This is a genomic window from Paenibacillus cymbidii, assembly GCF_004764705.1.
Taxonomy (GTDB): Bacteria; Bacillota; Bacilli; order Paenibacillales; family NBRC-103111; genus Paenibacillus_AN; species Paenibacillus_AN cymbidii.
Window position 1 is genome coordinate 84,995 of the sequence record NZ_SHLX01000028.1, and the last position, 16,858, is coordinate 101,852.

Below are 16,858 nucleotides of genomic sequence, written 5' to 3' on the forward strand. Positions count from 1 at the left end.
AATAATCGTCTGGAATATCGCTCCATGCGACCGGAACTCCACCGCGATCCTGCGAGAGCTTGCCCGCGTTACCTCCTCTACTCCGTTCCCGCATTCGTTCTTGACTGGCGTTAGACCGCCTGAGTCGATCCCGACAAAGCTTGTTCCACAACCGCCTGAATGGGCTCCGGCTTGCCGCTCTGCAGCGACGCGATCGCTTGCAGGATCATCAAAGTTGCGTACAACCCGTCCACATGGTTGATGAGCGGCGGCGTGTCTTCCCTGATGCATTGCAGAAAGGCCCGGTTTTCTTCCAAAAAGCCCGATTCGCTGCCCTTGTACACTACTGTAGGCTCGCCATCCTCTTGATACGTTAAAGTCGTTAGTCGATCGCAGATCGTAATCGACTTGTCCTTTGCGAACAGCTGCATGAAAAACTTGCTCGTCTGCTCCGGACACCGGCAGTCGCCTTGCACCAGATTTCCGGCTGCACCATTGGCAAATCGGTAGACCGCCACCAGATTATCAACCACACCGGTCGGTTGATAGTAGTTGCCGCCTGCAGCGTATACTTCTACAGGCTCGGATCCCGCCACATAGCGCATAATATCGGTCGAATGGCAGCCTTGGCTGATGACATTGCCTCCGCCCTTAACCGGGTCGTTCGCCCACATATTGTCCGGCCAACGGTTGTCCATCATTTGCATAGTGACAACCAACGGTTCCGGAATCAGCTCCTTCGCCTTCCACAGCATGTCGAAGTACCTCATCTTAAACGCCGTGAACAGCTTTTTCCTGCTTCGGGTAACCGCCTCTCCGATGCGCAAGCAGTCCTCCAAGCTCATCGAGAGCGGCTTCTCAACCAACACGTGCTTGCCAGCGTTCAACGCCTGGATACTGAGCTCCGCATGGGAGTCATGCAGGGTCGTGATGTACAGTGCGTCGATGGATGTATCATCCAGCAGCCTCTGCACGTCACTCGTTGCATAGTCGCCGCCGAATTTCTCCAGCAGCTTGATGGCATTCTCCTCGAACACATCACAATAGGCGGATAAGTACGCGCCTTCCAGTTGACCGACGCATTCCGCATGAGTCCTGCCAAGGTGGCCGCAGCCGATAATCCCTACTTTTACTGTTTTCATGGATTCACCAGTCCTTTATCGACCCTGTACAACAGGATCTGTTTTATGAAAGCGTCACCGGATAACGGAAGAAAGAAAGTGGCGGCATATAAGTCAAGCTGTCGAGCGGCAGGTATGTCGATGGGTTGCGTTCGGCTCCGCCATTAATATAGCCATGTCCGACGAGCGGACGACCAAGTGTCAGCCTTACTGTGTCACGACCGAATATCGTCCATGCAAGAACAGGCACATCCCCCGCTTCGTCTTCGACCGCGTACAGCGGAGCCTGCTGTCCGGTATGCAGCAAGTAACCGCCGACAAACGCATAGCTCACTAAAATTGCAGGCTCCTCAGGGATACCAGAGTCAATGCTGTAAACAGCGCTTGCGACCTCAGGCGCCTGATAATGGAGATGACCGCCGTAAACCGTAGCAATGGCGGATCTCGCCATTCGCTCTCCAATCAACAGGTTGCCTGCTGAACTGTTATGGATCTCGTCGGAAAGAGGACAGTCGATCGCCGGCACGATGGACACATGCGGAATAACGCGCGCCGCGACGCGTTGTTGCTCCCGGACAGTCCCCCATGACAGGTTCTCTTCGGCGCTCGTAACCGGCCCCGTTTTCCGATTCAGTTGTACCGTAATGACCGGGAGCGCCTCGTTCCCCAAGTCGGCGCGAAGCCGCTCGACGAAAACGCGGAAGCGGGCGGCGTATGTATCCCGCTCACTCGGAATGCAGTCGCTGCAGCCTTGGTACCAGACCATGCCGGCAACGGAGCCGCCTGCCGCGCTGACAATATCGATCATATTGCGGTACAAATGTCCCTCTTGCTCCGGATTCCATGCCCGCAGCGCCGAGCCGCCGAGCGCCGTCTGAATCAACCCGATCGGATATCCAGTGTGTCGCTTGACAATCTTAGCGAACGCCAGAAACGGCGAATGGCCCGGATTGGCTCTCTCCCGATTAGCGGGATGAATCGTATCGGTCGATTCGTTAAACGGATGCGTCGCCAGATCCCATCTCCCGCTGTGCCGCAACAAATGAATGCCGATTTCGGGCGGGTCCAGTACGGGGCCTCTTCCATACCCCGCCGCATTGCTCTGGCCTGCGATGATCCAGAGGTCGCCGACCCCTACGTGATGGATCATATCTCCGCGCGACGCCCATTCGATCTCCGGATTCGCGTTCGTCTGAAGACAAGTCTCAATGCGATACAACCCGCCGGCAGGCACCTGCGTGATCTCTATCTCCCACCCCTGGGAAGCTTGCATCGTCGCCGCCTTCCATTCGACGATGGCAGCTCCGGTCGATTCGTCCACGACGCGTGCGTACACTTGTCTTCCGCCCTCAGCGGCAGTAGTCGAAACCGCCCAGGTTCCCGACAAAGCGATTGTCCCGTAACTGTCCCGTTGCTGTACGATCGACCAATGCTGCGGACCCTGCATAATGATAACTCCGATTTGCGACATGAACGACAACCCTCCTCGATCGCTTCTCCAGTCTCCTCAGGCCATCGTCGCCAGCATATCCAGTGTAACCCTGTATCGTAACGACTCCCCGTTCCGATACCGCTCGAACTCCTCCGCGGCGTATTGTCCCAGTCGCGCTACCTCGGCATTCATGCTTCCTGCGATGTGTGATGTGAGGATGACGTTGTCCAACGTCATCAACTCACTGCCCTCGACTACTGGCTCAGGGAATGTGACATCGAGCAACGCGTATCGCCCCGGTTCGTCCTTCAGTGCTTGGATCAGATCCTCCTCCACTACCTGTGCTCCACGACCCGTATTGACAAATGTGGCGTATGGCTTCATGCGACTGAAATGCTCCTTGTGGAGAATGCCCTGCGTTTCCGGCAAGTTGGCCAGATGGTTCGATATCGTATCGCAGGTAGAAAAAATATCGATTAATCCGCTTTTCATTACACCAAGTTCGGCTGCCTTCTCGTCCGAAAGGAATGGGTCGAACACTTTGATAGAAAGGTTGTAGTTACTGAGCATCCCGATAACCAATTGGCCAATCATCCCCGCTCCCAATAAGCCTACTGTCGCCCCGTAATTGCCCTTATAACGGCCTTTCACGGCGGCTGCCTGCTTGTGCCCGTTTTGTTTGTATTGCCTAGCGTTATTAAAAAAGCCTTTGTTCGCCAACACGATCGTCGCAACTGTAAATTCCGCCACGGGCACCGCATTGGCCGCCCAGGAGCTTACCACAATGACGTTCCGGGCCAGAAACGGTCGGGCGAAATGTTGAACTGATCCAGCTCCATACAACACGATTTTCAGATTCGGCAAATACTGCTGCAGCTCAGCCTCGGTGAACTTGGCAATCCCCCATGTGCTGAAAGCAACTTCTACATCATGCAGTTGCTCCTTGTGTTCTTCCAAGTTGCTCTGATTGATGAATGTCGGGTAGAAGTCCATCTCTTGCTCTAGCCGGCACCGGGTTGCCGCATCGAACACCTCGAAAAGCTTACTACTCTCCAACTCCGCCAAGTAGATGGCTTTCCTTCTCTTTCGTATCATCCCGTGATCTCTCTTCTGCGCAAGTACAGCACTGCGGGTCCTTCAAAAGGAGCATGGATCAAATACCGTTTTCCCCCGACAACCGTCATTTCCGGAACGGTATTCCTCCATTCCTCTTCCGTAATGCCTCCGCCATTGGTTGTGATCCCGGTATGAGGGTTTAACCATTCAATTTCATAAGTACATTTTTCCCCTCTTAAGTCCACCCCTTCCGTTCCGCCCGCAGGCAGAAAAATTACATATTCATAACCGGGATTGGCCAGGCAGTACGTGGAGGTGCACAGCTCATTGCGTGGAATGCAAGCGTTTAAGTCCATTCTCCTTGCCAACTCCACTGTATAGCCCAAATTCCGGCGAAGCGGATCCCATGCATAATAGTAGCGCGAGTTCTTGGAAACATTTCTGTCCAACCAGCTCTTACGTTGATTGCCACCGGCAATGGGCTCCCAAGGGTCCATAAAGATTACGTTGATACCTCTCGTGAAATTCTTCCATATCCATGCTACTTCCCCGCCATGGCCCCAGATATGGTCGGTGTCATTAATAATCACTTTTCTCCCATCTGCCGCTGGAGGGTTGCAGCGATATTCAAAAACCGGACCGCAACTCGGAGAGATCCAGTCCGCATTCGTAGCATACAGCTCCTCAGTGTCCTGGCAAGTTCCTTCAGGAGTAATGCCTACGGGATGCTGCCTCGGCATGCTCCGTTCAACCTCATGCACGTAATCGCAAATATGAGTTTGCCACTCAAGCGCTTCCTTGGTATGAGGCATCTCGTTGCATATTTCATATAGCACATTGTCCAGGTCGTTTACGGTCTCTATCACTTTTTTTACATACGCTTTTTGCCACTGCAGAATCTGTGGACAGTTCATCGAAAAGAAATTCCACGGCCTTCCATTCCTTATAGTGACATCATCCGTGATCGAGTTGATATTGTTGGCAGGATTCATGGGGCAGTAACCCCATGAGCTTTCTTGAGCCGTTGAAGAATTTTTGATGCTCCATCCCTCAAACAGCATAATCGCTACATAGATGCCTCTGTCTCCGGCTTGCCGAACACGTTCTCTCAAGCGGAAGAAGTAAGGCTCATTCCATTTCGACAGATCGAATTTCGGCTCTCCGTCGTTTGCCGTACCCGGGCCGGTACGGGCATAAGGCTGCGGATCAAACAAAATCGGAGTCTCCGACCAAGCTGCATGTTTGGTTTGCATCCATTGCCAATAACGGAGAAAGTTATGTCCATGGTCTACTAGCATTTGCAAGAAGGCGTCATACCCCATATTTTTCCGAGGCTGCGGCTCAAGCCACATATCCTGCATGACCGCCCATGTATGGGAACCGGCCAAGTATATGGACTTGCCTGAATCATCCGTGAAATATCTCGGATTGGTCGCATTATAGCGCAAGGAGCCATTTATCCATTTATTCATATCGATTTTTCCTTTCATTGTTGCATCAACAGCAAAGCTAATTCCGTTATTGAGGTTCGATCCGCATCGTTCCATACCGCTGAAATCGTGCTGTATAGCAACACATTCTCAAACCCCTTTAATTGGAATAAACTTTAACAATTCCACTATATCCCGAGGCATCAGGGTAACTCCGACTCCACTGGAAATGAAATTGGCGATTGTTAGTATCTCCTGGCCTGTTCCAGTCACCTTGGGACTGAAGCCAGCCGTCATTCTATAAAGGACCGCAGGGGTTGATAATTGCTACTCATGTTATCAACCTTTAACGGAGCCCATCATGATTCCTTTAACAAAAAATCTCTGGAAGAATGGATATACGAACATGATCGGGAGTGTAACCACTACTGTAATTGTCATTCTGACCGTTTCAGGAGTAATATTGTACTGGCCAGGAGTCATATTCTCCATATCCTCACGGGACAGACTAACAAAGCTTTGCGCCTGCTGCATGTATTTGTACAAGAGCAATTGAATGGTATTGAGGTTGGGGTTATTCACGTAAAGATAATTATCCATATAACTGTTCCAGTCCCCTACCACGGAAAACACCGAAATAGTAGCCACGATCGGTTTGCATAGCGGAAATATAACACTCATGAAGATCTGCCTTGTTGTAGCCCCATCGATCATCGCCGACTCTTCAAGCGACTTCGGAAGGGATTCGATGTAAGTCTTAACCAAAATTACAAAATAGGCCGAGATAAGACCTGGTATGATATAAACTAGGAAAGAGTCTCTCAACCCAATATGTTTGATCAACAAATAATTCGGAATCATGCCGGCATGTAAATAGGTGGACGCAATTACGATTCTATATACGAGACTTCTATAAGGCATATCGTCCCTGGTAACCAGATAAGCGAAAAAGGTGCTGCATCCAACTGTGACCGTTGAACCAATTACCGTTCTAGTAATCGAAATAAAGAATGCATGGGAAATATCTTCAAGCTGCAAAATTTTCACATAGGTCTCTAAAGTAAATCCTCGCGGTAGAAAGGCTATACCTCTTAGCGCCTGCACCGGGTCACTGATCGAGTAGATGATAATATAATAGAAGGGATACAGGCACATAAGCGTCATTGCAGCAAGTAAAATGAAGTTTGATCCGTTAAATGCTATGTCCCATTTTGTTGTCCTTCTATGCACGTAGAATCCCCCCTTCTTAAGTCTGCAGAATGGCGTTCTTAAATGAGTGAATTTCCTCTCAATTTCTTTGCCAGTGCATTTGCACCGAATAAAAACATCAAACTGATAAGCGAGTTTAGCATATCCATGGTTGTCGCATAAGAATAATCTCCCGTTACAATGCCCATTCTGTAAGTGTAATAGCTGAGAATTTCCACCTTTTCCTGGATTAATGGGTTCATGAACACGAAGACCTGTTCCCATAATCCGCCATTATTCAGAATAGAGGTTAACCTTAACAGAAGTAGAACAAGGAAAGTCGGAATGATTCCCGGTATCGTGATATGCAAAATTCTCCCCAGCCTGCCGCATCCATCGATTTCAACAGCATCATACAACTCCTGATCGATGCCGGCTATCGCCGCTAAATATACAATCGTGCCCCACCCAACCTCTTTCCACACACTTACAAAGAACTGGAATGGCCAGGCTAAAGCCGAATTCCCCAAAATATTTAGGGGCTCTTGAATCAGATTCCATGAAGTCAGAATTTCATTTAAGGCTCCGCCATAGGAGAACATGGCATAGAATAGGGAGTACACAATTACCATACTTACAAAGTGAGGTAACGTAATTATCGTCTGAACAAAGTTTCTGGCTTTTCTTGATCGCACCTCATTCAACATTATGGAAAGAAATATCGCTATTGGAGCGTTCAAAAGCATTAATCCGCTCATGGCCAAAGTATTAATAAGCACACTTTTAATATAGGGAAAGTCCTCAACGAGATACTTAAAGTATTTTAAGCCGACAAAATCAAGTTGTGATAATTTAAAACCCAACTTATACTCATAAAAAGACAAGCTCCATCCAACCAGTGGTATAAATTTGAAAATAATCGTATAGATCAAAACCGGTGCCGCATATAGCAGCAAAGTATAATCTCTTCGACCTCTTTTTTTCTTCACCGTTCCCGGCTTTGCTGGTTCTATGGTTACTTCCAAGCCTGTTTCCCCCTTCTGGATTCATACTATATTTGTACCCCTAGAAATGAAAACACCGGTTGGGAATAACTCCATGTAACCGGTGTCAAACTCCTCATATTTAATTATAGCTTTGCCCACATGCAAGTATATGAACGATCCTACTAGGTTATTGAACTGGATTACCACTCAAGCCACAACGAATTTGCGCACGCAATCCTCCACTTGGATTATTGTTTTTGTTTATTATTTTCTTGTATTTTCTTACGAATTTTCCGATTCAAACTTTTCTACCCCTTCTCCTCGTATGTCGGAGGTATCTTGACGAATACTTGGGTGCCTTCATGAAGACGGCTTTCTATCGTCAAGCCGTATTGTTTTCCGTAATGCAGTTGAATCCTTCTATTCACGTTGCGGATTCCGATACCCGCTCCCTCATTGGTTTCCGTTACCGGGTTTCTTAGACTATCATTTAACTCCCTGACCTTTCCTTCGTCCATGCCAATGCCGCTGTCCGTGATCGCCAGGATCAAGGAATCGCTTTCACTAATTACGGAAATCGAAATGATTTCCTCGCTATCCGAGGTCTCTATCCCGTGTATAATACTGTTCTCAATAATGGGCTGCAATAGGAACCTGGGAACTTTACAATCCAGACACTGCTCGCTTATCTCATACTTCAGAGATATGTTATTGCCAAAGCGGATATTGAGGATTTCAATATAGTTTCTAACAAACTCGATTTCTTCACGCAGTTGATACATGATCGATCTTTCCTTGAAGATCGGCCTGATGATGTTGCCGAGAATCGTGATGCTTTCCGCCACGTTCTGAGCCCCGGAAACAATAGCCATGTACTTGATCGCATTTAAGGTGTTATAGAGAAAATGAGGATTGATCTGGGCCTGTAAAGCTTTCACCTCCTGTACCCTCTTCTCATCCTCCATTTGTCGGTTCTCCTCAAGCAGATGAAGTATATTGACCGACATGGTATTGAATTGCTTGATTAGAAGTCCGATCTCGTTTCTCGGAATCCGCTTAAGCGTCTTGCCGAAATTGCCTTTTCCCGCATCCAGCATCGCCCTCGACAACTTATAGATCGGCTTCAGTCTTCGATTGATCCAGAAATATGTCATCAAGAGGATAACCAGGAAACTGAGCGCGAAAGTCACGATCATAATACTCCTCAGCAACTTTACGTCATCCGATACTTCATTAAGGGGGATCTCCCTTACAAGCGTCCAGTTTAAGTTCTGGATTCGGTAATAGAATAGATTGGTCTCCGGTTCGTCTGCACTATCCGAATAGGTTATTTGACCGAAAGACCTGACGGAATTGGAATTCAACTCCTCCAAGAGTCGATTCCGTTTGGCCGTGCTTATTTCCATATTGACCGGTATCCAATCCTCATTCTCCACAAGCGTGTACACATTGAGTGCATTGTTCTCATCGGTAAACTTATTATACAAGTCAGACAGGTATTTCTCGTTTACATTGATAGCGATTACATTATTTTTGCTGTTATACACAGATCTGGTGCATTTTACAGCCGATATTACATGCATATCCGGATTGCTGATTTTATCGTTATAGAATGGAGTCGTCTCCCTCTTTAAACCTGCTTTCCATACCGTACTCGGAAAATGGCTCACAGCTTCTTTATAAATCTCGGAATCAAGGATCAAGTTTTCTTTCTCATTCAAATCCAATCTGGAGTTCCGTTGCCTGGAAATGTAATACGCCTCGCCACGCTCGGTAAATAGATCGATGGAATCGATAAACGTGTAATAGTTGAGCATTTCGCTTACAGCGGCTACCAAATCAATATTAATATAGATGGACTCGGGGGTATCCTGCTCATCCTTCTCTAGAAACGCCTGTACCTCCGTACTGGCCAGCAATTGGGCATGCGCGTCCCCGATATCTTCAACCAAGTTGGCGATATTGTACTCGATCTGCCTAAGTTGTTGGACGGTCTGCTCCTCGGTCCTGCTGCTCAATATGTGAAAGATGGCATTATAGCTTCCATAGGAAGTAGCAAGAAGGACTAGCATACATACAATCGCTATTGTGGCTAATAATTCGGTTTTCAAACTGAATAGTTTGTTTTTGATCCGAATGTTCATGCAGCTTGATTACCTTTCCAACCACTTTTTTCGATACTCGTTCGGACTTAAACCCGTGACCTTCTTAAAGGTTCGGCTAAAATAAGCCCCATCCGTAAACCCTACCCGCTGTGAAATTTCGTAAGCGAGCAGGCGGGTGCCCAGCAACAACTCCTTCGCTCTCTCAATTCGGTAATTAATCATATACTCCGAAAAATTCATATTCAGTTCTTTTTTAAACAAAGCAGAAAAATAGTTTGGGCTCAAATTCACCAAATCAGCAAGATGGTTCAGCGTTATATCTTCACTATAATGTCGCTTTATATATTCAACGGCATCGAGAATCCCTTTGCTGAAGGCGATCCGCTCTTTATTTCTGTTAACCGCACTCTTAATAAAGTCTTCATATGTGGCGTACATTTCATCAAACGTTTCACACTCATTCATGATACCTGAATAACTAATGACTAAATCTTCGAAAATGGTCTTGTCAATTTGAGAACTCAATGCGGTCATTTGCAGGAGATGAATAAAAAAGTTCCTTACATTTTCAATCAGGAAGCTGCCGTCAGCTATAAAATGGTCCACTCTGCTTTTATACTCTCCAGCACATCCAAGTCGATCCAGAAGAGGTGGAGGGACCCTTAGCTTATCCAACTTTTCTCGTATAGTACTTTTATTCGCTTGCTCGTTAAGGTAATTGACGGTTCCTATACCGCTGAATAGTCTGAACTCCAATGCTGCTACTGCTTCAGGATACAAGGTATCCAGCTTCCTGGTATCATTCCTTATGGAACTTATACCAAACGAAACCGATAGATCAAAATACCGTTTCAACGCATTTCTTATGTTTAGTATCGTATTGCCAGCAATATCATTAACTCTAGACTCACTTACTATTCCTTCCATAATAAATACGATCATATATTTGGAAAGGCTTAGATTGATTACATAACTGTCATGACTTTTTTTAGCAACTTCCCCTATCAGATCCAAAATTGAAACGTCTGGACTTTTTCCATCCTTCTTTTCATATTTACTTTGGAAAATTCCGTAATGGTCTATCTGCATCACTGCTATTGCTATTTTTTTGCCTTTTAGCTTGACGCCTTGCTGGTCAAGATTTTTGTCAAACTCTTCACTATTATAGTTAAACTCTACAAAGTATTGTTTACAAACTTCACATATCTTTTCATCCGAATGAAGGCTGCTTTTGCTTGAGTCCTCCTTATCGGGCACACCTAATTCCTTTAACTTACCTATTGCCCTGCGAAGCACAGTCTCCATTTCTTTAGAGGTCATGGTTAGCTTAACGATATATCCATCCACTTCAAGCTCCATAGCCTTCTTAATCATTTCAAACTCTTCCAGGCATGTCAGGATAATGATTCTTACTCTCCGGTCGGTTTCTCTGATCTTTTTCATCAGTTCGATCCCGTCCATTTTGGGCATCTTGATATCGGTGATAATAATGTCGGGCTTGTATTCGTTATACATGTCAAATGCCTCCTGACCGTTGGATGCATCGGACAGCAGGGCCAGTCCCAGCTCATTCCAATTGATCAAGCTCTTTAAACCTACTCTTACAAGCATTTCATCTTCTGCTATGATTGCACCGTACATAGAGTCACGTGCTCCCCCTCATGAAAATGCACCTTGCTTATTGGATGATAGATGTAGAGCACATCAATTATACCATACTTCGCAAAGGTGCATTTTCATTTTATTGCGTCTCTATTAATCCGATCAGTCGTTTCTCATAGAGCCGCTACGATCCTGTAGAGAAGAACCGCAGCTTCAGCTCGAGTAGTCTCCTCACCAGGATAGAGCCGGTTTTCGCTGCCCTCCACTAACCCAGCCTTCACGAGAATAGCCACATCTTGAACCGCATACTCATCTAGTTCGGCGTGATCCGTGAAGCCTGCCAAGACTGCGGCGCTTGCAGACACCTGCAGCCTGCCTGACAACCTCAAGGCTCGTGACAGAATCACCATCATATCTTGTCGAGTGATCCCCTTCTCGGGATTAAACAGGCCTTCTCCGCTTCCTTCTACAACCCCCAGCTTGCTTGCAGCCGCCACAGCATCATAATAGTATGCGTCCTCTGATACATCCATGAAACCGGAACCGCCTTGGGCCTCCAACTCTAGCGCTCGTACCAGCAGCAGGGTGAAGTCGGCACGGGTCAACATGGCATTCGGTACAAACGTATCTTCCCCCGTCCCTTGTACGATTCCCTTGGCAGCCATAATTTCAACTGCCGTCTTCGACCATTCGGCATCCGCCAGATCCTTAAAGCTCTTCTTTACATAGGCAATCGCATATGTGCTGAAATGTGTCGTTTTAAAGCTTACATTTCCCGTTGAAGGATCATACTTCCCATTCGGAACGGTCGTTATGGTACCTTGCGAATCTATATACCAAATGACAATATGATTCGGATGGTTCCGCTCTTCTTCCGTTGGCGTATAGGCAACGGAGAAGGATACGGAAGCCTGCAGGTTTTTCCAGGCGATCGGTTGGTCTCCGATCTTGGCCGTCAGCTCGAATACCGGTTTATCTCCGAGCTTGCTCTTCATCTCCGCGCTCAGTTGATCTTTGCCGGCTTGACCGATTGAGAGCGAGATGGATTTCCCTTGCGGAACATCGATATTGGCGAACATATTGCCTGGGACTTCCATCGTACCGAACGGCGTCGACAGTTCGTATCGGGTTTTGTTATTGCCTGATGTCAATGCACTAACCGGAAGCTCTTGGACGTAAGCGGTAGCGCCTGGTATCTGGACAACCTCCAGAATCACGCGTTTGATGCCTTGGTTGTCCTCCCGGGTTTCCTTAAGCGCTTGCAGCAAACCTGTCTCTCCCAGCTTCGATATGGCTTCGCCGGTTGCGGAATCCAGCTTGGGCTCAAGTGAAATGGCGATTGTGTGCTTGTCGTCATTCGGGCTTGGAGTTGGACTCGGGCTTGGGCTTGGGCTCGGGCTTGGGCTTGAGCTTGAGCTTGAGCTTGGGCTCGGGCTTGGGCTTGGACTTGGGCTCGGGCTTGAGCTCGGGCTTGGGCTTGAGCTTGGGCTCGGGCTCGGGCTTGGGCTTGGACTTGGGCTCGGGCTTGAGCTCGGGCTTGAGCTTGGGCCACCCGATCCGGTATCGGCTGCCGACACCGTGACTGCCAAAATTTGATTCACCGGATACACGGTTTTCTGCAAACTCGCATCCGCCTGCTTATCGATGGCCGTAATAGCCTTCAGTTCCAACCGTGCGCTGCCCGATGCTTTGCCGCGGAAAGTCAACTCGGCGAGATTTTTATTCCCGCTGTCGACAGGCTCATTCCCCAGCTTGGAATAAGGCAAGTACAGACGATCTCCTTCCTGCGTCTTCGTCAGTGAAGCAGGCGAAGATCCGATGTATTCCAGCTTCGATGTGTCGTACTGAAGCTCGAGTTCATAAGCGTATAGGCGCTCGAGCTCCTGCGCGCGCAATGTCACGGTAAAGTCGGTGTCCTTCTCGACGACAACGGAGCTTTTATCGAAGTCGAAGGCAGGCGCCGCCTGAACAAAGGCAAGCTGTATAAGCAGACACAGACCTGCTGCGAATGCTGCGGCGACCGCAAATCTCATCCAATTTTTCATATAGGTCCTCCTCTGCCAGGACAGGAAGATAGAAGCTCTATCCTCCTCAATGATTCCATTACTTGAGAATCTCGGCAGCTAACAACGCCAGATCAAGAATATCGACAATGCCGTCTCCATTCAGATCGGCCTTGCCGGCCGTGCTCCAATCCGGGCTGCCGGAGGTTTTGCGATAATGAGAAGCCAGCAATGCCAGATCCCCCACGTCGATGCTGCTGCTGCCGCCGCTCAAATTAGCGTTATATATGCGCGCCAGCAGCTCGTTCGGCGTTGCTTCAACTACAGCGCTGTTAGACAAGCCTACGAGGGCCGAAACGATTCTGACAGGAGACGATGTGCTGATTGGCAAACTTTTTGCACGTAAAGTCAGATTCAGGAGGTTGGACGCCGGATCGACGCCATCGCCGGTAATAGTCAGAATACGCACCTCTCCCGCCACGGCTTGATAAACCGCCGCCACAACCGTAGCTGGACTGGCCGGCTGCAGCGAGAGCAGATCGAATACAAGAGGATCATACTGAATCGTAATGTCTTCCGCGTATACATTTGCAGTTACACTTGCGCCGCCCGTCAATTTAAGGCTGACATGAAGGTCGCGTCCTGCATGAACCAGAGCATGAGCGCTGTCTGTCGTGAAGCTCGTCTCCAGAATATTTTGTTCCCGGAACACTACCGTGTACGTCCTGACCGTTGTCCCATCCTCCGCTGTTACGGTAACCGTTGCTTTATCCGTGGAGGAAGGCAGCGCACTCTTCGCAGCTACGGTTGTGGCCTGGGTTAAGGTCACAGCGGCGTGCGATTCGTTTGCCGTTGCCGTAATAACGGGAGGCGTCTGTGTTCCTTCCGGCAATATAACCGTATATTCCGAGACGCTGGAATCGAATCCCGATATCGTTGTCCCGTTGACTGCAAAATCGCTCAGCATAGCGTCGGAGCTCCTTTCCAACGCGTACGCATAGTATCGGATGTTCGCATACCCTGTCGGAACAGGCATGGCAGCCGGCCAATTCGAATTGAATGCGATACCGTCCATGTAGGCCATGGCCGTCGGCTGCAAATCGGCATCGATACGGAAATTGTTATCGTCCGCGAGGATGCTGAGCCAGTAATATTGTCCGGCTTCAATCGCAACCGGCGTCTTGAAGTACAGCGTATTCATGCCAAGCGGCAAATTCGTCCCCGTATACGTTTCTCCAAGCAATTCACCTATGTGGCCTACCTTATCTTCCGCGTACGAATAAATAGCGAACTTGACATGGGAGGTCTCCACCGGAGTGAATACTTTAAACTCCATCTTTTCGGCCTTCATGTCGACGGACGCTCTGTATCGGAGTGCGTTGATCGTATTTTTCCCGACCTTGCCGCCGTCACTCCTTTCAGTCACGCCGTTATACCCCAGTATGCTTGGGCCTGCAGGGGCGGGGCTCGGAACAGCTTCGGGCGTTCCTGCCACAGCATTCGGATCCGAAGTGAACTTGGCCTTGAACGATTTTCCTCCCGAATCCTTCACGTCAATGATAAGTTTGATCGTGGGGGAAAGCTGGGTAACGGTTATTCCAGTATCCTTGGAAAGTACATTTCTGGCGGACTTGTTAATTTCAATTTCAATCGTTTCCTCATTCATCTGGGTAGGATCGGATACCGCTATGTCGAATTCGTAGCCGGTTTCCTTGGTTGTTACGGATGCCTTTTTATTAGACGTAATAATATCTACTGTCTTGGTCATGTTTTTCCAGAAGTTGGCGCCTATCATATTAAGCCCGATTTCTTTCACGGCTTGCGCTTCACCCGAATTTTCCAGCACGACAAATTCCGGATTGGCTGCATAAGCGTCAGTCTCGGCGTTTGTTTGATTAGGCAAAATCGCATACTGGTAGGAGCCATCCGTCGGATTGACGCCATGATCGAGCCATAGCGTCATAAAGTTAAAGGTTTGGGTACCCGAGCTCGTTCCTACGTCAATCCAATTTCCTGTTCTGGATTCTCTTAATCCGTTGATGGCAACAGGATTCGGGAAATAATAGCCCCCGGTGCCGGCCAGATTGACTCGGTTTACACCTGTCATGGCTTCGTTCCATCCCAGCACGGATGATTTCGCTTCGCCATTCACGGTAAGCGCATTGTCGCCGCCAGCGTTCAGCTTCCTGTTCTCCACGGTAGTCTCAATCGTTCGGTTGTCTGTACTGGTGATGCCTGCACCGAGCGCTACAATCTCATTGTCGAACATGAACCAGGATTTTTTTGCTGTGAGCGACGATCCATAGGCTCTTAATTCCATACCGGCCGATCCGTAAGTCCCCAGTAATTCAGAACCGCCTGCCCAGTAGCTTGGAGCTCTGTAATTATAGCCGTCCTGATTCAGTCTCACTCTTGTATCCACGGTTGTGCCCGGAATCCGATAAGGATTGATGGCAGCCCAGATGTTATCGTACTGCGTGGGATCATCTTTGTTATACAGATAGGTCATCCCGTCGGAATAATAGAAGCCCCTCTTGTTTTCATTGCCGGTAAATTCGTAATTGTACGTTCTCGCCGATGACAAAGCCAATGAAAAGGCGTAGTCAGGGAACATATGCACGATCCTGTCCATGCCGGGGAAAACTGTGGTTTTGGTCAAATCGCCCCTTGGAATAACGTTTGTATCGTTCAGCAGCTCCTTATTCATTATCAAATCGGGAATCGTCAAATTCGGAAGGTACTGATCGGGCCCGTAATCGATAATCCACTGCTTGGCCATGCTCTTTATTTTTTGCGCTAAATCCGGGGGAGCTGACATGGACAGCTGAACCGCGCTGTTGATAATGTTGGTATTCGCTCCTTTGCCGGTATTGTTCGGGCGGGATACATTTCGTCCCAGTGTGCTCTCCATAATAGCGCCGTTATAGATCAACGGTTCGTAAGCATCAAACATTAATTCGTAAAATTCATGGACGCCGTTGCTAGTGATTTCAAACTGGGTTCCGCTAAGAACCCTTAGGATGGAGATGGCATCCGTGGTCTCGTTCACACTATAGCCTCCCGTGTAGGCTACAGCCTCATGGAACACATAAGAACCGTCCTCCAGAAACCCTTCGCTGGCCCGGACGCGTTTGAACACATCCTCCAAGCCCACAATCGCCTCCATTACAGGCCCGCTGTCCTTGTCGAGGATGCCGTTCATCAACCGCACAAAGGATCTCCAGGTTCGATTAGAGCCCACGCTTTTGGGCCAGGTTGGGTTGAAATGATCAACGTTGGGGCAATGGTAATTTACAGCAGCCACAACCTTAGCCTTCAGCGCATCAGGAACTTCATCCCGATCCAAATAAAGCACGGCCTGCTGGAGCGCCGTCGGAATCCCGATCTCCCAGTCAAACCAGTTGTTATAATGCTCTGCTCCCACGTAGTAGATGTTGTCAACGATCCAGTTCATCCCGTAAAGGATGTCATTCAACAAATCGGGATTCTTATAGTAATCCGATCCATACGTATTGTAAGCTAGGGCTAACGCGCGGATCCGGTTGGTCAAGTTTGTATTTTTATTGGAATTCAGGGTGGCTGTTTGGGCATAATCTGGCCACAGGATCGAACCGTCCTTCCTCATGGTTCCATTTCCCCAGCGGTTGTAAGCATCCGAATTGATTTTCGCCATTTTGCTTATGATATTGGGATCAGCAAGATCGTAATCCGGAGCACCGATCTTGATATTCTGGAGATTAACCTGCAAGACGTCGTATACATCAAGCGGCGCAGGCTTGGGTGCAGGCGGAGTGGATGCATCGGCGTACACTTGCTCCGTCGGCAGGATCGGAATCAAGGAAAGCATCAGAGAGAAGATGAGCAACAACACTGCATAGTTTCTTTTTCGATTCACCTGTTTTTCCTCCTTTTTATTTGGTTACCTCAAGCTGTTCAATCGCTTGTCCTGAAATCCG

At 48.4% G+C, this 16,858-nt stretch carries 10 protein-coding genes; all 10 read right to left on the minus strand.

Annotation, left to right across the window (positions count from 1 at the left end; translation table 11 throughout):
* Positions 1-110: 110 nt before the first annotated feature.
* Positions 111-1,121 (minus strand): Gfo/Idh/MocA family protein, encoded by a 1,011-nt coding sequence (locus EXY20_RS29475; protein WP_135555941.1) that lies wholly within the window; start codon positions 1,119-1,121, stop codon positions 111-113.
* A 43-nt stretch (positions 1,122-1,164) separates the two neighbouring features.
* A complete protein-coding gene (locus EXY20_RS29480; RefSeq protein ID WP_135555943.1) occupies positions 1,165-2,571 on the minus strand; it encodes a sialate O-acetylesterase in 1,407 nt (468 codons plus the stop codon).
* A 36-nt stretch (positions 2,572-2,607) separates the two neighbouring features.
* Entirely contained in the window at positions 2,608-3,597 is a 990-nt protein-coding gene (locus EXY20_RS29485; protein ID WP_167859614.1) for a hydroxyacid dehydrogenase, read from the minus strand.
* 26 nt (positions 3,598-3,623) lie between these two features.
* A complete protein-coding gene (locus tag EXY20_RS29490) occupies positions 3,624-5,135 on the minus strand; it encodes a DUF6298 domain-containing protein (protein ID WP_135555946.1) in 1,512 nt (503 codons plus the stop codon).
* Between the two features lie 222 nt (positions 5,136-5,357).
* Positions 5,358-6,248 (minus strand): carbohydrate ABC transporter permease, encoded by an 891-nt coding sequence (locus EXY20_RS29495; RefSeq protein WP_235886252.1) that lies wholly within the window; start codon positions 6,246-6,248, stop codon positions 5,358-5,360.
* A gap of 38 nt (positions 6,249-6,286) precedes the next feature.
* Positions 6,287-7,231 carry an ABC transporter permease subunit gene (locus EXY20_RS29500; RefSeq protein ID WP_135555948.1) on the minus strand — a complete coding sequence of 315 codons (945 nt, stop codon included), beginning with the start codon at positions 7,229-7,231 and terminating at the stop codon, positions 6,287-6,289.
* A 269-nt stretch (positions 7,232-7,500) separates the two neighbouring features.
* Complete coding sequence (locus EXY20_RS29505; RefSeq protein WP_135555950.1) at positions 7,501-9,336, minus strand: cache domain-containing sensor histidine kinase; 1,836 nt, start codon at positions 9,334-9,336, stop codon at positions 7,501-7,503.
* A gap of 9 nt (positions 9,337-9,345) precedes the next feature.
* Entirely contained in the window at positions 9,346-10,938 is a 1,593-nt protein-coding gene (locus tag EXY20_RS29510; protein ID WP_135555951.1) for a response regulator transcription factor, read from the minus strand.
* Between the two features lie 134 nt (positions 10,939-11,072).
* A complete protein-coding gene (locus EXY20_RS39255; RefSeq protein ID WP_167859615.1) occupies positions 11,073-12,944 on the minus strand; it encodes an S-layer homology domain-containing protein in 1,872 nt (623 codons plus the stop codon).
* Positions 12,945-13,002: 58 nt separating this feature from the next.
* On the minus strand, positions 13,003-16,797 hold the full coding sequence (locus EXY20_RS29525; RefSeq protein ID WP_135555956.1) for a polysaccharide lyase family 8 super-sandwich domain-containing protein: 3,795 nt from the start codon (positions 16,795-16,797) through the stop codon (positions 13,003-13,005).
* Positions 16,798-16,858 lie beyond the last annotated feature (61 nt).